The sequence below is a fragment of the Paenibacillus sp. FSL R5-0749 genome, assembly GCF_038595085.1.
Taxonomy (GTDB): Bacteria; Bacillota; Bacilli; order Paenibacillales; family Paenibacillaceae; genus Paenibacillus.
Genome location: NZ_CP152005.1, coordinates 3,856,976 through 3,874,852 on the forward strand (window position 1 = coordinate 3,856,976; position 17,877 = coordinate 3,874,852).

The 17,877-nt window shown below is 45.4% G+C and carries 18 protein-coding genes and 1 riboswitch; of the genes, 8 read left to right on the forward strand and 10 right to left on the reverse strand.

Annotation, left to right across the window (positions count from 1 at the left end):
- Positions 1–172 precede the first annotated feature (172 nt).
- Positions 173–1,549 (reverse strand): amidohydrolase family protein, encoded by a 1,377-nt coding sequence (locus tag MKY85_RS16965; RefSeq protein WP_342570252.1) that lies wholly within the window; start codon positions 1,547–1,549, stop codon positions 173–175.
- A 111-nt stretch (positions 1,550–1,660) separates the two neighbouring features.
- Positions 1,661–2,212: a CGNR zinc finger domain-containing protein gene (locus MKY85_RS16970; protein WP_342570253.1), complete on the reverse strand. Its 552-nt coding sequence runs from the start codon at positions 2,210–2,212 to the stop codon at positions 1,661–1,663.
- A 143-nt stretch (positions 2,213–2,355) separates the two neighbouring features.
- Between MKY85_RS16970 and MKY85_RS16975 the strand changes: the two genes are divergently transcribed.
- From MKY85_RS16975 to MKY85_RS17000, 6 genes are all read left to right on the forward strand, one after another.
- The gene (locus MKY85_RS16975; protein ID WP_342570254.1) at positions 2,356–2,856 is read left to right on the forward strand and encodes a DinB family protein; all 501 of its coding nucleotides are present in this window, start codon (positions 2,356–2,358) and stop codon (positions 2,854–2,856) included.
- A gap of 83 nt (positions 2,857–2,939) precedes the next feature.
- A riboswitch (FMN riboswitch) is annotated at positions 2,940–3,093 on the forward strand.
- A 144-nt stretch (positions 3,094–3,237) separates the two neighbouring features.
- A complete protein-coding gene (locus MKY85_RS16980) occupies positions 3,238–4,218 on the forward strand; it encodes a DMT family transporter (protein WP_339307844.1) in 981 nt (326 codons plus the stop codon).
- A gap of 330 nt (positions 4,219–4,548) precedes the next feature.
- On the forward strand, positions 4,549–6,045 hold the full coding sequence (locus tag MKY85_RS16985) for an amidase (protein ID WP_342570255.1): 1,497 nt from the start codon (positions 4,549–4,551) through the stop codon (positions 6,043–6,045).
- A 54-nt stretch (positions 6,046–6,099) separates the two neighbouring features.
- Positions 6,100–6,708 carry an urea carboxylase-associated family protein gene (locus tag MKY85_RS16990; protein ID WP_339255802.1) on the forward strand — a complete coding sequence of 203 codons (609 nt, stop codon included), beginning with the start codon at positions 6,100–6,102 and terminating at the stop codon, positions 6,706–6,708.
- A gap of 139 nt (positions 6,709–6,847) precedes the next feature.
- Positions 6,848–7,474: a LysE family transporter gene (locus MKY85_RS16995; RefSeq protein ID WP_339255804.1), complete on the forward strand. Its 627-nt coding sequence runs from the start codon at positions 6,848–6,850 to the stop codon at positions 7,472–7,474.
- An 82-nt stretch (positions 7,475–7,556) separates the two neighbouring features.
- Positions 7,557–8,318, forward strand: coding sequence for a YqcI/YcgG family protein (locus tag MKY85_RS17000; protein WP_342570256.1), 762 nt, complete (start codon positions 7,557–7,559; stop codon positions 8,316–8,318).
- Between the two features lie 2 nt (positions 8,319–8,320).
- Here MKY85_RS17000 and MKY85_RS17005 read toward each other — a convergent pair whose 3' ends face one another.
- The 4 genes from MKY85_RS17005 to MKY85_RS17020 all read right to left on the reverse strand — a co-directional run bounded on the left by MKY85_RS17005 (position 8,321) and on the right by MKY85_RS17020 (position 12,679).
- A complete protein-coding gene (locus MKY85_RS17005) occupies positions 8,321–9,667 on the reverse strand; it encodes an amino acid permease (protein ID WP_342570257.1) in 1,347 nt (448 codons plus the stop codon).
- A gap of 660 nt (positions 9,668–10,327) precedes the next feature.
- On the reverse strand, positions 10,328–11,218 hold the full coding sequence (locus MKY85_RS17010; protein ID WP_342570258.1) for an aldo/keto reductase: 891 nt from the start codon (positions 11,216–11,218) through the stop codon (positions 10,328–10,330).
- 128 nt (positions 11,219–11,346) lie between these two features.
- Positions 11,347–12,120, reverse strand: a complete 774-nt coding sequence (locus MKY85_RS17015; protein WP_342570259.1) for a glucose 1-dehydrogenase — start codon at positions 12,118–12,120, stop codon at positions 11,347–11,349.
- 70 nt (positions 12,121–12,190) lie between these two features.
- Complete coding sequence (locus MKY85_RS17020; RefSeq protein WP_017688107.1) at positions 12,191–12,679, reverse strand: GNAT family N-acetyltransferase; 489 nt, start codon at positions 12,677–12,679, stop codon at positions 12,191–12,193.
- 176 nt (positions 12,680–12,855) lie between these two features.
- Between MKY85_RS17020 and xerS the strand changes: the two genes are divergently transcribed.
- Complete coding sequence (gene xerS / locus MKY85_RS17025; protein ID WP_339234415.1) at positions 12,856–13,962, forward strand: tyrosine recombinase XerS; 1,107 nt, start codon at positions 12,856–12,858, stop codon at positions 13,960–13,962.
- 186 nt (positions 13,963–14,148) lie between these two features.
- On the opposite strand, the gene mobB is transcribed toward xerS, so the two are convergent.
- Together mobB and glp are read right to left on the reverse strand one after the other, a co-directional pair.
- Positions 14,149–14,682 (reverse strand): molybdopterin-guanine dinucleotide biosynthesis protein B, encoded by a 534-nt coding sequence (gene mobB, locus MKY85_RS17030; protein WP_339255814.1) that lies wholly within the window; start codon positions 14,680–14,682, stop codon positions 14,149–14,151.
- A 7-nt stretch (positions 14,683–14,689) separates the two neighbouring features.
- Positions 14,690–15,958, reverse strand: coding sequence for a gephyrin-like molybdotransferase Glp (gene glp / locus MKY85_RS17035; protein ID WP_339243112.1), 1,269 nt, complete (start codon positions 15,956–15,958; stop codon positions 14,690–14,692).
- A gap of 225 nt (positions 15,959–16,183) precedes the next feature.
- Between glp and MKY85_RS17040 the strand changes: the two genes are divergently transcribed.
- Positions 16,184–16,474, forward strand: coding sequence for an HNH endonuclease (locus tag MKY85_RS17040; RefSeq protein WP_339234420.1), 291 nt, complete (start codon positions 16,184–16,186; stop codon positions 16,472–16,474).
- Between the two features lie 117 nt (positions 16,475–16,591).
- On the opposite strand, the gene MKY85_RS17045 is transcribed toward MKY85_RS17040, so the two are convergent.
- Both MKY85_RS17045 and MKY85_RS17050 read right to left on the reverse strand, forming a co-directional pair.
- The gene (locus MKY85_RS17045) at positions 16,592–17,338 is read right to left on the reverse strand and encodes a DUF4247 domain-containing protein (RefSeq protein WP_253437105.1); all 747 of its coding nucleotides are present in this window, start codon (positions 17,336–17,338) and stop codon (positions 16,592–16,594) included.
- Between the two features lie 11 nt (positions 17,339–17,349).
- Complete coding sequence (locus tag MKY85_RS17050; protein WP_076317633.1) at positions 17,350–17,856, reverse strand: DUF4178 domain-containing protein; 507 nt, start codon at positions 17,854–17,856, stop codon at positions 17,350–17,352.
- Positions 17,857–17,877 lie beyond the last annotated feature (21 nt).

Below are 17,877 nucleotides of genomic sequence, written 5' to 3' on the forward strand. Positions count from 1 at the left end.
TTTTTCGTCTTTTTCCGCTGTCCCTTCCTCCGTTATCCTGTCTAATTCGACGATATGCAAGCATGTAAAAGAGCCACATCGCATGATATGGCTCTTCCTTTCCTCTTTATACAGCTAGAGGTGTATATGAAAATACGAAGTAACTATTTCTTGGCTTTTATGAAAAAGCGAATCAGGAAAAAGCAATTCTCTCTGCGTCCGACATCCGGTATTGGGATAACAAATATTCTTGGCTCTGCATTGCGGTATGACGAATGGTGTCCAAATCAACATGGAGCAGCTTACCCTCTCGCTTCACGAGTTTACCTGCTACAAAGACCGTATCCACATTGGATGGATTAGCGAACTGAACGACAGCGCCGATTGGATCATGAACGGGGAACAGATTCAGATCCGTAGTACGAATCATGATCAGATCTGCTTCCTTTCCTGGGGTCAACGTACCGACCTTCTGCTCCAATCCCAATGCTTGTGCACCAGCCGAAGTTGCAAATCTCAGTACTTGGCTGGACTGCAAGTTCAATTCACCTGGCATCTCACCCTGCTGCAGAAGTTGTTCGTTGGCTCTGGATCGTTCTGCCTGAAGTGCAAACTTCATCTGCGAGAACATATCTCCGCCTGTGGACGTGACAACATCTACACCTAGTGTAGGGGTTCCCCCATGTTCAAGAAAATAGCCGGTGGCCGGGTATCCATGACCCATCATCATTTCAACCTCAGGTGTGACCGACAGGGAAGCACCGCTATCCGCCAACATTTTATATTCATCCATCCCCATGGTGTTACCATGAACAATATTTACTCGAGGACTTAACAACCCCGCTTCATACATGTGACTAACCGAGCGATCTACCGATCCCCAGCTGCCAAATCCAGCGTGCATGGAACAGATGGCATCCAGTTCTTGGGCCAGCTCGATCTCTTTTACCGTTGTATCCCAATGACTGAACTCTGGACCACGAATAGCAAGCCCATAAGTAAGCAATTGATCCCGTGATGAAAAATAACGTTCTTTGACTCTTCGCACATCGTTTGAATATGTCAGTTGACTATCCCGGTTCCAGTAGTTCGTCTCACCAGGAACTCCGTGAGCAAACACTGCCCGAATCCCCGCATCCTGAAGACCACGAATCAGTTCATCCGTATGGTCTGAGGAATACGGCATGCTCCAATCCAACACTGTCGTAACACCTGCATTAAGCGCTTCCAAGGAACCGAGCAGGTTAGCAATATAACTATCCTGTGGGCGGAGCTTGCTTCCCATCGCACCATAATAGAGATTCTGCAAATAAACAGGCAATGACCAATTGGTTCCCGCTGTTTTGACCAATGATTCCCACATATGCCGATGTGTATCCACCAGCCCAGGCATAATAATCATGGATGAAGCATCGATGACCTCCACATCCGGAATCTCCAGATCGGGTTGAATCGCCATAATTAATGAATCCTGAATCAGAACGTCCGCCCTTTTATACTGTCCAATCCGTGCATCCATCGACAACACGCAGCCATTTTTCAACAGATAACTAGTCTTCACAAGACACATCTCCCATCTATTTTGGTTTGAAAGACGATTACATCCTGCATACGAACCCGTACTGCTTCTGACTATTATTTCGCTAGTATATATACATTATATAGCTGTTGTTAATATTTTTCAATTTTGGGTTTTGCGTTTGGCTCGAAATCTTCTGACCTTCATCAGGTTGCCGCACATCTTATCATCACAGTACTTCTGAGTTCTGCTTCGGGTATCATCATAGAACATCCAGCGGCAATCCGAATTATCGCAGATCCGAATCCTGCCCCCTTCTCCCTCCACCAACGTTGTTGCAAAGTCAGCAGCTACCTCAGCCATAACCTGTTGCCAATGAGCTTCTACAGCTATTAGTTGGAGTTTCAGTCCCTGATCAATTGTAGTCAATGTTCTTTTTACATGCCCTGCTTCCATAACATCATTCAGCCATTGTTGTTCTTCATCCGTTAATGATGCTCCAGAAGACAAGCGGGCTCCAAGAGCCATCAATTCATTCCTGAAGTCTCTCATCAATAACTCATCTTCTGGAGAAGCAGGAACAGAAGCCTGAAGTTGCCATCGATCCAGAAATTCTTGCTGCCAGTTCGCCTTCCCGAGCCTGTCCTCCGATCGATCTCCCCCACGCCAATCGTGATAATCGCTGTTTACAAAATCAGTCCAAAGTCTGTCCATGTCTACCTCCGTTTAGTGTAACCATCTTAATTTAATAAAGGTGGTTACACTCTGTCTTTGATGTGTTATATTAAGTGTAACCTCATTAATCAGTTTTAGCTAGTTACGTCACACATCACAATAATACTCAAGGAGGAACGGCAATGACGAAAACAACAGCATTAGATGTGTTACTGATTCAAAAGGATGATACATGGGATCAATGCAATTGGATTGTACCTTTGTCGAAGTCTTTGGAAGGTCTTACAGCAGAGCAAGCAGCCTGGATTCCACCCTCAGGAGGATTAAGCATCTGGCAGTTGGTTAACCATATGTATTATTACAATCATCGCTTATTATGTCGCATGCAAGGTAAAGAACCTACCCTTCCTGCTGTAGACTCCAATGAATACACGTTTGGCAATCCTGGGGATGCAACGGATGAAGCCGGATGGAATACACTGATGAAGAGTACAACTCGATTAGCCCAACAGTTGCGAGATCAATTGGCTGCACTTGAAGAGTCAGACCTTGAAGCTGCTTATATGGACTCTGAAGAGAAATGGGCACACGAACTTGCCCGCTGGATACTTCACGATGCCTATCACGCAGGACAGATTGTGCTCGTTCGCAGACAGCAAGGAAGCTGGAAAATCGTTTTCTAAAAAAATGCTTGAACTGCTAGCGCTTACAGGAATAAGATGAACTTATTAATGTTACAGCTTGTTCAATACACTATATAATTGAATAGGATCTTCGGGGTAGGGTGCAATTCCCAACCGGCGGTGATGTTCTTCGGAACCAGCCCGCGACTCGCTATTTGTTCTTAACAAAGGACATTTAGCGACTGACTTGGTGTGAATCCAAGGCCGACGGTACAGTCCGGATGAGAGAAGATCAACACATTGACATGCCGTTCACGGGAAGGCCTCTTTCCTGACGCATGTCCTTGGATGAGCCCCCGTTTATTTGGTATATACCAAAACGAGGGCTTTTGTCGATTTTGCCAACTGAAGATTCCGTGTTCTGACGAAGGAGTCCTGAATATGGAAAAGACATCAGCAGCATCACCTGTTTACCGCAAGGAACGAAGTAATACCGGATTCTGGCTTGTAGTTCTCGGCGCCGCTTTATGGGGTGTCGACCCACTCTTCCGCATTATTTTGCTAAATACGATGACATCCACGCAGATTGTACTGGTGGAACATATCATCGTCAGTCTGATCGCCATTCCTGTGCTGTGGAAATTCCGGGCTGATCTGAAAAACCTGCGTGCTCGCCACTGGATTGCCGTGATCTTTATCTCATGGGGAGGTTCAGCTCTCGCAACGGTGTTGTTCACCATGGCACTTACGCATAATGATCCAAACACGGTTCTTTTATTGCAAAAAATGCAACCACTCTTCGCTATCGTGCTGGCTAAGCTGTTATTGAAAGAGACGTTACCACGTCGCTTCGGTGGATTGTTCTTCATCGCATTAGCAGGAACGTATCTGCTCACATTCGGCTTCACATTGCCATTAGGTAACTGGGACAACTGGATTCATGCTGGAAGCTTGTTATCCCTTGGGGCTGCTGCCTTATGGGGAGGTTCAACCGTTATGGGACGATTGATGCTGGGACAGGCGCGTTACGAAACCGTCACCTCCCTTCGCTTTGTCGTTGCGCTCCCGCTCCTTATTTTTATGACGTGGAACGAAGGTGCGGCATGGACGTTTCCATCCGGAACGGGTGAACAGACTGCTGTTATCCTCAATATTCTTGGTCAGGCATTGTTACCAGGTTTGCTAAGTCTTCTGCTGTATTACAAAGGTCTGTCGTCAACCAAAGCTTCTGTTGCAACACTCGCAGAGCTTAGCTTCCCGATGGCAGGTGTGTTGGTGAACTGGATTGCTTTCCGTACACTGATTACATGGGAGCAGTTGCTTGGTTTCATCTTGATCTGGGTTGCCCTCTTTGCCATTTCCAAACAGCAAGAAAGATCATCCACTGTGGCCGATGCGGCACCAAAGCTGCGAACAGAGTAAGGTAATATCCACATCACATATAGATCAATAATTATCAAATATTAAAAGAAAGCCATTGTACATCGGATTAGATGAGCAATGGCTTTTTCATTTCCACTCCATTGATATGACTAGATCATTTTCTCAATGAGTAATACGAGCTACTAACCCCCTATTTTATTCGATATCGCAACTGATATCGAAACTCCTCCCCTCTTTTCCCTTCAACCTCATATCGAATATGCAAATCATTGCACTACGTCTCTTCTATGTTTTGTCTTTTGTCCAATCCGGTGGTACGATGACATATGGAATAAACAGATGAATTATATTCAGAGAGGAACGATCATCATGTCTTCATTCTCATATACCTCCTACGACGCCGTAGGTTTGGCTGAACTGATCCGATCCCGGGAAGTATCCCCGGTTGAATTGCTGGAAGCGGCGTTTGCACGCCTTGAAGAAGTGAATCCGCAACTCAATGCGGTTATTCGTACATACGAAACTCGCGCACGGGAGGAAGCAAGCTTGGTTCGCCCTGGAGAACAACCTTTTGCCGGTGTGCCCCTACTCCTGAAAGATATCTCGCAATCCTTGGAAGGTGAATTTCTGACTTCAGGCTCCCGTCTGTTCAGCGAGCATCGGGCATTACGCAATTCCAATTTTGTCACTCGACTCCGTGATGCGGGTTTTATCGTCATAGGACATACGAATACGCCCGAGTTTGGCTTGAAAAATATTACAGAGCCCCGCCTCCATGGTCCAAGTCGCAATCCCTGGAATATCAACCACTCGCCAGGTGGATCAAGCGGTGGTGCCGCTGCCGCTGTAGCTTCGGGTATTGTTCCCCTGGCTGGAGCCAGTGACGGAGGCGGTTCGATTCGTATCCCAGCTTCCTTTAGCGGATTGTTTGGATTGAAGCCAACCCGCGGGCGCACACCTGTAGGACCGGGAGTTGGTCGTCAATGGCAAGGCGCATCGATTGATTTTGCCCTCTCTCGCTCGGTTCGGGACAGTGCTGCATTGCTGGATACTTTACAAGTCATGCAGCCTGAAGCTGCGTTTCATGCGCCACTCTTTCCAGGCAGTTACTTGGCAGATATGAGCTATCCACATCAACGCAAACTGAAAATTGCATACACAACGGATTCGCCTGTAGGTACACCTGTCAGTCCAGAAGCCACGGAGTCTGTATTCAAGCTCGTTCGCTGGTTGGAAGACCAAGGTCATCATGTTGAAGAAAAGCTGAGCCCAGTCAACGGCGTCAGATTAATGGAGAACTATTACATGATGAACAGTGGAGAGATGGCCGCAATGATCTCTTCCATGGAACGCTCCATGGGCCGGGCTCTGACCTCCGATGATATGGAGATTGAATCCTGGGTTCTGGCTGAAGCTGGCAAAAAGGTGTCCGCAGCAGAATTTGTACATAGTTTAGCTGAATGGGATGTAGCCGCAGCTCAGATGTCTATCTTGTTTGAGCGTTATGACTTCTACATCACACCTGTTAATGCTTTTTCTGCGCCTAAGATTGGAGAATTAACACCTCACGACGAACAGATCCATAATCTGATGCGAATTAGTGAATTGGACAAGACCCAGCAGCAACAACTCATCTATGAAATGTTTGAGCCCAGTCTAACGTATACACCTTTCACCCAGCTTGCGAATCTGACCGGCCAACCTGCGATAAGTGTACCTCTGCATCTCACACCTGAAGGTTTGCCAATGGGTGTTCAAGTGATGGCAACCAAGGGACGTGAAGATTGGTTATTACATCTGGCTGCACAGCTTGAACAATCAGACCTCTGGATCGGGATGAAAGGTAATCCACTTTTCCCAGCATGAAAACTTCATCTGCTCCGCATACTGAAAACAAAAAGTAGCGGAGGAATGTGACGGATGAATACGAATCAACGCCATAAACAGTCTTATCGTATCCCTGCCAAAACGGGATATGCTCTGAAAGTAAGCAAAGGTTCCTTACTACGCATAACAGATCTGGAGGGACAACAAGTTATTGATTTTGTAGCGTACGATGCTACAGATGCTAATCATCGCTTGGACCCCGGTGTGACCATGGACGTATTGCGTACTTACCGAATTAAACCGGGACAGTATGTGTATTCCAATCAATATCAACCAATACTCAAGATTGTTCGTGACACCGTTGGAGTACATGATTTCTTCAACTCCGCTTGTCGTCCAGAGATGTATGAGGTGTTATACGATAAAAAGGATCACGCCAGTTGTTACCACAATCTGAACACGGCACTGGAACCCTTTGGGATCTTACCACCGGATCAACATTATCCCTTTAATTTGTTTATGAAGTCCGTTGTAGACAGTGAAGGCAAGATTGATGTTGTAGCTCCCGATTCTCGTGCGGGGGATTATATCGAGATGGAGGCGTTAATGGATCTCACGATTGGGCTCTCCGCTTGTCCTTGTGAAGAAAGCTCTTGCAACGGCTACAACTGCACCCCAATCCAATTGGATGTGGAACTTTAACAGAATAAACAATGCCTTGATACAATACGATAAAAAGCAGCTTGTTCTAATTCACTCCTTGCGGGAATACGATGACTTGTACCCATGTTCTGTGACGACTGGTACAATTCATCGAACCCGTTAAGGAGTGAACGTGTTTATGTCTGTACTGTTCAGTTATATTATTCTGGGAATATCATTGTCCGCTCCAATCGGTCCGATTAACGCCGCCCAACTCGACCGTGGAGCCCGACATGGATTCATGCATGCATGGATTTTGGGGCTCGGTGCCATGTTTGCGGATCTGGTGTATATGCTGCTGATTTACTTTGGGGTTGCCCATTTTCTGGACACGCCGTTCATGCGCTCTTTTCTCTGGTCATTTGGTAGTTTTATTCTAATTTACACGGGAGTGGAAACGCTCTCGAAGCTGAAACAGGGGATTCAAGGTACATCTACTGCAGAGGCCACTGTTCAGAAATCTTTTATATCCGGCTTTTTGATGGCCCTGTCCAATCCACTGAATATTTTGTTTTGGCTCGGGATCTACGGCTCCATTCTTGCGACGACTGTGAAGCATACCGACACGGCCCATTTGCTGCTCTACAGTTCAGGCATATTCATCGGTATCCTGGTGTGGGATGTCATTATGGCTGGCATGGCCAGCCGATTCCACAAACATAGTAGTGAGAATGTATTGCGCTGGATCTCCATCATTTCGGGAATCTGCCTGATCGGATTTGGTTTATATTTCGGGTACGAAGCCGTGCGTTCCATTTTTTTCTGACAATAAAATCAGGCTGGACAGTCACCCAACTTCCCCCACATTAATACTGTAACGGTATCATGTGGAATGGAGTTGGGTATTCATGGCGGAGCTGTATAGTGCCGACGAAATAAATAATTTATATGAGCGTCTTCCATCTTGGCAGCAGGACGCTTATTCGCAATTTGCCAAGATGATCGCCGATGAACATAATACGTATCCGTGTGTACCTGGACGAATGGGATTTCTGTCAGGACATTTGAGATACGGCTTTACGTGTGACCCTCGTTCAGAACAGGCTGCTGTAGATATGGCCGATCTGCTCAGACAGTATGGCCCTGTTTCCAGAGATACCGGTCAATACGCTTCGATGGTTGTGATCTGTGAGACGCCAAGTGATCTGAAAGAGCATACAACGGTAGAGCAATATCAGACGTTATTCTGGCAAATGCTTAATCGGGTAAGTTCACACGATACCGAGCCGTGGCCTGAACATATTTCAACTGATCCTCATGATTCATCATGGGAGTTTTGCTTTGGCGGAGAGCCATATTTTTGTTTCTGTGCGACTCCAGCACATGAACTCCGAGCTAGTCGGCACTTTCCTTATCTCATGTTTGCCTTTCAACCACGATGGGTATTCGAATCCATTAACGACAACACGCCTCTAGGCCGTAAAATGAAAACTTTGATTCGCAAACGTCTCGCTGCGTATGATGCTGTACCTGCTCACCCTTCACTGATGTGGTATGGTCAGCAGGATAATCTGGAATGGAAACAGTATTTCTTGCCTGATGATGAGCAGACACCTTCCAAATGTCCTTTCATGCGGATGAAGCAAGCTTTAGGTAAGTTCACGAAATAATCCTAAGGTCTGGATGGTGAAGATTGTGCCGATTTGGAGCCACGTACTTTGTGAACAATATATGTGATGATCCCAAGAAATACGACAAGTCCCACACTTGCCAGCAGACCCGTTCTGCTGGCTTTTTCCATCGCTGTTCCGGCCACAGCAGCCACAATGAATACCATGGCAATCCATACTTTGATGCGATTCCATTTCACAGGCTTCAATTTCTTAATGTATGTGATGCAGATAAGTAGCCATGTATACATCAAGACCAGACTGCCTGCTGTCGTCACATATTCAAAAAGACTCTTGGGCATCCATAATGCCATCAACGTAGACAGAAGCAATCCGGCCGCTGTGCAACACAATGCCTGAAGTGGCATGTCCTTTTTCCCCCAGGTCTTCGTGAACAGCTTAGGTGCATCTCCATCTTCTGCGAGTTTCACCAACATGGACGTAATGGCATATAGCGAAGCCACCATTGTCGAGAATCCGGCAATAATCAGAATTCCGTTGAGAATGTGAACTACTACGGTTAACCCAATGGTTGACATGGCTTTGACCAGAGGACTTTCATCCGGGGTCAATTGAGCAGAAGGCACAATAAATAGGATCAATGCAATGGCAATCACATAGAGTGTACTCACCGATAATAGCATTACTCGGCCTGATTTCACTGCATCTTTTGGTTCTTTCAGGTTGGCTGCCATCAAGCCCATGACCTCGATCCCGGCAAAAGCAAAGAATGCATAGATGAAACCAGTCCATACCCCTTTACCTCCATGAGGGAACCATTCATTCTTTAATTGTTCGGGCGTCACTTTTACAGGTAACCACCCCAGACAAGCTGCTCCTGCTATAGCTATAAATGCAACGGTTGCAGCAATTTTAATTACAGCAAGGATATTCTCCGTTTTGGTTAATCCCTTCGCTCCCAGTGCTGCAATGAACAGACCTATAGCGGCATAGATCGCAACAAATGCCCACAGCGGAATCTTGGGAAACCAGAATTGAGAGAATAGCCCAAGTGCAGTCAATGAGCTGCCCATGATGAGCATTTCAGAAAACCAATACATCCATCCACTACCAAAACCAGCCCAACGTCCGAATGCTTCGCCCGCATAGGTTCGAAAAGCACCTTCCTTTGGATCATCTGCGGTCATCTGTGCCAGCGCACCAAATACAAAGTAAGTCCCTGCCGCCGCCAGCACCAACAATATAAGCACGGATATGCCAGCCCAATGAATCGCGAGACTGGTTCCTAGAAAAAATCCCGTTCCCAGTGTGCAACCCGCGCCAAATAAAGACAGGCTTACCCAACTTAGTTTTTCTTCGTCGTTTTTACGGTGTTGCTGACTTTTCATGAAGCTCCTCCTTCAACCTGTTCCCCTTACGATTTACAGGTCATGGAGGTTTTATGTCCGTATTGCCAAAAGAATTATTATAAGTTTACATAATATTTAATATGTTATTTTAATCTGATGATGAATATAAGCTATATACTTTTAGACAGCATTCTGAAGAATATTTTCAATCCTATTTAAAATTCGCAAAAAATGTTGTTGACTTCTAACGCTTGGTGTGTTTCTCCTTTTAAACATGTTGGAGCGTTAACGAAACTTTATGTGATATGGTAACTAAGGTGAAAAAACGATCTTTCTATTGTGAATTTTTCATATGTTGAAATATTATAATTAAGTTGTTGTTTCATTCGTATCGAACGCAGACTTGATATTTTTCGTTTGATCTCAAAAGCTTTGTCGTTTTTTTAAAAATTTAGTCGTTTATAAAACGAAGGTTCCCATCCTGGGAATGTTCTTTTTCATTATTTTTCATTCTCTTTCATTTTTTTCTCATCCTTTTTCATCGATTTTCGGGCTAGTCTGACGTTTAGACTTGATCCCTAGAGGTTTTCGCAGCCTCTGTTTCGATTCTATTATGAATTTTTCATATGTTGAAAATATTTTATATTAGGTATAAAAAAAGCCGCCAAACTGGCGACTCCCTAAAATATATGCATTTTATTAAGTCCGGCCAGTCCAATCTGCTCCGGCGATTTCTTTCCATCGTGCTCTAATCTCATCATATAATTCCTGTGGTAGTGGCCCTTTGGCCACAAGGTCAGCATTTTGCTGCCAGCGATTGGGCTTGGCTGTTCCTACAATCGCTGTATCTACGCCTTCCGTACTTAGTGTAAAACGCAGTGCAGTTTCTACCGCTGCCCGGGCATCTTCACCCAGAAAACCATATTTAAGCTCGCTTAAACGCTTCCAATATACATAAGGATATGCTTCTTCGGAGAGCGTTTCAAACGTCCAGGCCACATTAGCTATGGGCCTTTTGGCGATTACCCCCATATTTCTCTTTCTCGCCTCGGGCAATGTCAGTTCAATCGCTTCCTGATCTGCTATATTTAATGAAGTCTCCAGGCTATCAAATACTCCGGTCTGAATTGCATATAACGCATCTGTTGTATCGCCACTATATCCGATAAATCGGGTCTTTCCTGCTTCCTTGGCACGTTGCAGTACTTCGATTACTGCTCCTTGTCGAAGAACTTCTTCAGAACAGCTATGCAAATGGATAACATCCACATAGTCTGTTTTCAACCGTTTCAAACTACGGTCAATCGTTTGCGCAAGTACTTGGGCATCCCAATCGGGGCCTTCAATCCCGGCAGCATGTCCACATTTGGTGAACAAATAGTAGTCACCGCGCCGATGTGACAACACCTCACCAATTAACTCCTCGCTATCACCATAACATTCAGCCGTATCAATCACATTTAATCCCGCATCCAAGGCACTATTCAGCAATTTTTCAACATCGCTTCTGGATGAATCCCGGATCTCCGACCCACCGAATCCAAGTGTGCTTACTTTCATACCTGTGTTTCCGTAATTACGCGTTTCCATGGTTATCTTCCTCCAAGTTCAGTGAATTGGGTACAGATAAATAGAAATATAGGTTAACATCCCTTATGTTATTACCCATGTGTTGGTGATGCCACCCACTTTTTCAGACTCTTACCAACTTAACTCATCTAAAATCCGTAGATCGACATCCCACCGTCAACCAACAACGTTTGACCCGTTATATATCCAGCTGCATCTGATGCTAGGAACACAACCGGCCCTACCACTTCTTCCAGTTCACCCACTCGCTGTAGCGGTGTGCGGCTCACAATTTCCTGTAAATACTGTGGATCATCCAGCAGTTTTTCGGTCAGCGGTGTTCGGAAATACCATGGTCCCACTGAATTGACACGGATGCCATATTTCCCCCATTCCAATGCGAGAACTTTGGTCATATGAATCAATGCAGCTTTGGTCGCACCATATACGACACCTGTTCGTAGAGCTGTGTGGCCGCCTACCGAAGAGATATTGATGATCTTCCCGCCCCCGCGCTCCTTCATATGCTGACCCGCCAATTGCGAAGCAAAAAAAGCGGATTTTAAGTTTGTCTGCATGATGGTTTCCCACTGCTCGTCCGTAACTTCAAGTGCTGGTGTCCGTATGTTCATACCTGCGTTATTCACCAGAATGTCAAGACTCCCCATCTCCGAGATCGCCTCTTGAAACGTCTCTTCCATTTGTTCTCTTGAAGTCACGTCTGCAGTTAGAGCGAGCGCTTTACGCCCTGTCTGTTCATAAATGTAAGCGGCTGTCTCCTCAATTTCTTTCATTGTTCGGGATACAAGTACAACGTCACTGCCTGACTGGGCAAGTCCAATCGCAATTGCTTTTCCGATCCCTCTCCCTGCACCTGTCACCAGTGCTGTCTGTCCATCGAGATGGAATGTGGGTACGTTCATGTGACTCACTCCTTCATTAAATTCTTCATTTAAGCAGAATGCTTTATATGTAAGTAAATCCCGATTGGGATCAGGTTACAAAATACTGGCTTGGATTACCCAGTTCCGGATGGAATTTCTCTCGAAAACGGCCTCCCGTATAATCTCCTATAATTTTTCGCCAAAACGCCTGTGCAATGACATTGTTACGAACCTGAGTCACTTTCCACCTTCCTGGAAAACGTTTAAACAACTCATAGGCTGCCCGAGTGCCCACGCCACTGCGCCGATATTTTTGCATCACAAAAAACTCAGTCAAATAGTAGTCATTATCCTTGCTTCCAGGTTCCAATTTCTCCACCAGAGCAAACCCTGCAGGTGCCCCATCACTTGTAATCAAAAAAGGAAATTTGCGGTCTTCTTCTGTCCAGAATGCCTCTAGACCGGGATATTCAGGAAAAATGCCGTTACTGTCCACATCAATATTCAGATATTTGGTAAAATCATAGAGATAAAATTGCATTAAATGCCGAATCACCTGACTGCGTTCACGGGGAACCAGCTCTATTTTCATATTCATCCGGTTCACCTCCTCTGCTCTACGTATACTGATTACTTTAAAGGTTTACGCGCCGAAGGGCAAGGAAGCATCCCATACTTACGCTACTTTGGTGAACAAGCTGTGAGCATGTAAATTATGGTACACTAGAGAATAGAATACGATTAGATTGAATATTAATTTATATGTTTTTTCACATGGAGGTGTCGAACTTGACCAACGTGCAAAAAGAGATTGATCGACGCAAGCTGGATGATAAACTACCTTCCATGCCTTGGTTCGTTCAGCAATTCATGGACTACAAGCTACCTGACCTGTCCCCCTCTACCCTGCTCGAATATCTGAGAGATTATGAAGCTTTCTTCGGTTGGTTGCGAGCAGAAGGGCTGTCCGAGGCAAGCTCTAATAAAGATGTAACGTTGAATGAACTGGAAGTCCTGCGCATGGATTCGGTTACTGCCTATCGGTTATTTCTCACAACCAAACGGGAAGGAACCAATTCTAGAATCACCGTCTCTCGCAAACTCTCTTCCCTTCGCTCTCTTTTTCATTACCTGAGCCAGATTGCGGAGGATGAAGACTTCTACCCTTTGCTGAAGCGGAACATTATGGCCAAAATCGAGATCAAACGAACCCATAAACCCAAAGACACCGCTGCCAAACTCAAAGGTAAAATTCTGGAGGAAGAGGAACTGCTGGAATTTATCGGATATATCCTTGAAGGTTATGCTGTCGATATGGAGAAGAACAAGCAGGCATTATATTCCCATGAGCTCAACAAAGAACGGGATGCCTGCATCGCCAGCCTGATTCTCAATTCAGGTTTACGGGTATCGGAAGTTGTGAACCTGAACGTCGATGACCTCGATCTGAATAACAAACTCCTGTATGTATATCGTAAAGGTAATAATGATGAGACGTACAAAACACCCGTTTATTTCAGGGAACAGGCCAAGGACGAACTCGCGAACTATATGAACTTGCGGCAATCACGTTACCGTACGCCCAAGCGGGAGAAAGGTCTGTTCATTGCTTTGCGTAACGGAGATTCAGAAGGAAGCCGAATGACCAAAAGAGCGATTCAGGCCATGATCATGAAATATGCCAAACGTTTTGGCAAACCCTACTTGACCGTGCACAAATTGCGACACTCATTCGCAACCGACTATTATTTGCAAAATGATATCTACAAAACCAAGGAGCAGCTTGGACATGCTTCTACGGAAACAACCGAGATCTATGCTCACCTTACTGACAAAACGATGTCCGAAGCCATCGAACGTCGTACGGACGACGGGATGTAACATCTTAAACAACATAAAGCAGCAAAGCGCTTCAAGGATGAGGATCCGAGAAAGGCCTGCTGCTTTTTTGATGAATTCTTTTGCTAATATAGATGTATCTTGATTCGAAGTGACCTTATAAACAATTTTAGTTTACATAATAAATATTACGTTATAATATTTCTCCTACCTTACCCACGTAACTACTCATTCGCTCTTGACCCTCTCTAACAACGATTGGGCTATCTCCTGCGTTTCATGAACGGAGTACCAAGTCATATCTCTGCTTACGATGCTCAGCTCCATAAACTTCTCTGAAGATAACCATGAGATTATACCCACTACCCCTTCAAGCTGATCAACCAAGGTCAGATGCTTCTCTTCCCGAACCATCACGAATTTGGGATAAGATGTATCCTTGAATCCTTCGATCACAATCCAATCATACCCGGACAGATGACTTAACATATCCTCCAACCTGGTTGCTTTTCTTTCCATAATTGCAGTACGTTTCTCTGACATGACAACCACAGCCGCGGCCCCTGCCTCCCCAAATTGATATGAATCCGTTCCTTGTTGATCCATCTCAAAATGATCGTGTCCATCATGCTTAATCGCCGCTACCTTAAGTCCCATGGAAGAAAAGTGCCCGATCAATGCGGCTGCCAGGGTTGTTTTGCCCGTATTTTTGTATCCGACAATCTGTATAATATGTGGTTTGGTATTACTTATTGTCGTCATCGATCAACTACCTCACATGACCTGTGGGCAGTTTGAGAATACGTACCTGCTCACCCGCAGGAATACCTTTTTTCTCAGGTGGAACAACAATCAGGCAATCACTGTCCTTAATGGTGATCATCACACTGGACTCATCTACACGGGAAGCAGCCGGTATCGCGTACACCATTCCGTTGCGGATCTCTGTACGTCCACGTACGAACCGTGTAAAATTGTTCACTTTCGTATATTCTTCTTCCAAAATTGCAGTCCATTCTTCCAAATAAGGATGAGCATCCGCCTGCATGGAACGAATGGTTGGGCGAACAAAGAGACCAAAACCCACAAAGCAAGCCCCCGGGTTACCCGAAAGTGCAAAAAGTAATTTATCTTTATATACAGCAGCTGTGGTTACACTTCCTGGTCGCATCGTCACTTTGTTAAACAACATCTCCACATGTTCTTCCAGCACAAGTTCGCCCATAATATCATAGTCCCCGACAGAGACACCACCTGTGGTCACTACGATATCATTATCTTGAATGGCTTCTTCCAGTTTGGCTCTTGCCGTATTCACATCGTCCGCAATTGAACCATACATCACAGGCTCTCCACCGGCTTCAACGACCAGAGAGCGCAGCATGTAACTGTTACTGTTGCGAATCCGACCTGGTTGTAATGGCTCATCCACATCAAGCAACTCCGTACCTGTTGCGAATATAGCCACCTTTGGACGTTGAAAGACGGGAACTTCTGCTATGCCAAAAGTAGCTAACACGGACTGTTCTCCTGCTCTGATGATTGTTCCTGCTTCCAGCAGATGCTGTCCCTCTTGGACTTCCAGTCCGATTGGTGTGATGTTAGCACCCGACAATATGTGCCGTTTCAATGCAATCCACTGTTCCCCGTTCTCAATCTTGCTCTCCGTCATCTCCATCATAACTACCGCATCTGCACCTTCCGGAACCTGTGCACCCGTCATAATGCGAGCGGTCGTACCTGACACAATGGTGTGGTCCGAGGTGTAGCCGCAAGGAATTTCATCAATTACACGAAACCAAACTTGATGATCACTCGATGCTTCTATGGTATCTGTACTTATAATTGCGAATCCATCCATGCCTGATCTCCGGAAGAATGGATACGGATGAGGTGCCTGAATGCTCTCTGCAAGAGTACGTCCATGGGCAGACTCAAGGTGAACTTTCTCTATAGAGCCTGAATTTACGTGTGCTGCTACTTTGGCTTGAGCATCCGGGACCTGTACAGCTGTACGGTTGAACTTGGCAGTTGTCATATCATGTGAATGTGAGTTCAGTTTCAAAAGTATTCTTACCTCCTAGAGACATATCATCTTTTAAGAAAGTGTAGCCCGAATGCTGTAAGATAACAAGCACATCAGTTAATTGAATCCTGTGACAAAATCTTATTTTCATACAGGTGTAACATTCGTCGACCTTATATTTAACATGAAAGGACTCTTGTCTGCCCATAATATAATTTACAAAAGGAGGTAATCATCATGGATGACCAATGTGAATTGTGCGGAAGAGAACCTGTGGACACGACCGTTCATCATCTGACACCCAAAGAAATGGGAGGAACCTTTCTGCCTACGGCCAACTTGTGCATCCCTTGTCACAAACAGATCCATTCGCTATATACCAATCGTGATATTGTAACGCTTGGTCTTACGGATCTGCAGTCCTTGAGACAAGATGAACGAATGGTTCCATTTATCCGCTGGATTCGCAAACAACCTGCTTCAACAATTCCCCGTGTACGTAAATCCAACCATGTTCGCAAATCGTAAACCAAAAAGAACAGCTCCAAGGTAAATGTGCCGGCAGAGATAAATCCGCCTTACCTTTTCACTGTTCTTATGAATTGGACTATTTGAGGGTTGGTTACCACGCTTAGGATTAGATTATTATCTACGCCTCATAATGCGGCCGCCGCCCACTCTAGTTTTCGGTTTTTTGTAGGATTTTTTGGGTGAATCAAACAACCCGCCCAGACCACCACTGCTTTTGTTGCGATCAATGGTTCCCTTGCTCTGATCCTTGTTGCGGTTGAATAATCCTCCGCCAGATCCCACACTTGAATCTTTATCACTTCCGCGCCTTGTAATCGTACCTTTCCGATCGACAGTAATAGGTGGTGCAAGCTTCTTGTCATTACTTGTCGGCGCACGGTAAGATCCTGCACTCGGTTTATACGTATCTTTATTGGTATATCCCCGATAGTTGCCATAACCTCGCCCGCCAAACGAATCAAAAAGATTACCAATTAATGTAGCGGTCAGGTAGCCTTGTAGAAAAGATGAATCGTAGTTCTGTCGAACATATTCTTTGGAGTCCACCTCAACCAAGGTATCCTCCGGCTTGTTCGGGTCTTGTTGCAGGTGATAATACTCGTCCTGATACACGAGGAACATACGCTCTGTGTTCTCTGCCGAGATCTGATCCGGTTGCCTTTGGTCAGACAATTCCTGAGCCACTTCCGGAACGGTGCGGTCCGAAGCCCGGTACACATAAGACGTTGAGTTACCACTGCCGTTAACCGATTCAAGCGGGTATGTGTCCTGAACAGAAGGTGCTCCGCACGCGGACAACAGAGACATCACAAGGCTGAGGACCAGCATTAATTTTAATCCATGTGCCAAGCGTTTTTTCATTGGAACCTCTCCTAGCTCGAACGAATCACTTTGATATCCGCAGGAAGAATGGACTCACCCTCATACAGTGTAAATCTTCTGTCTTGCCACTCCACGCGAAGAAGCATATTATCATCGGACTGATACTGCCATACCAATTGTTCCCCAGCCTGGCCATACGGTGTTCTGCCTGCTGTTGACACCATTCCTCCATACTCTTCCTCCAGATGATATGCGCGTCCATCCAGATCCAACAATGTAGGTACTTCATCAGGTGCATCAAGCCTGCCATCAATGGGTGTATATAGGGCGTAACGTGTGAGTTCCCGTTCTTCGATATGCAAATATCGAAATGCGGTACCATCCTGCAGCGTGAGCACAACTGCATTTCGAGCGCGATTTTGTACCCGACCAACGACTTCATAAGTGACGAGAGAAACCTCACAGATATCACCAGGTGCAAGCTGAAGCATGGTTTTCTCTGCCTGCGGTGGTTCAGGTTTCGTTAGTATTCCTTTAATTCGTTTCCATACACTCATGAGAATTACTCCTGTTCCTTA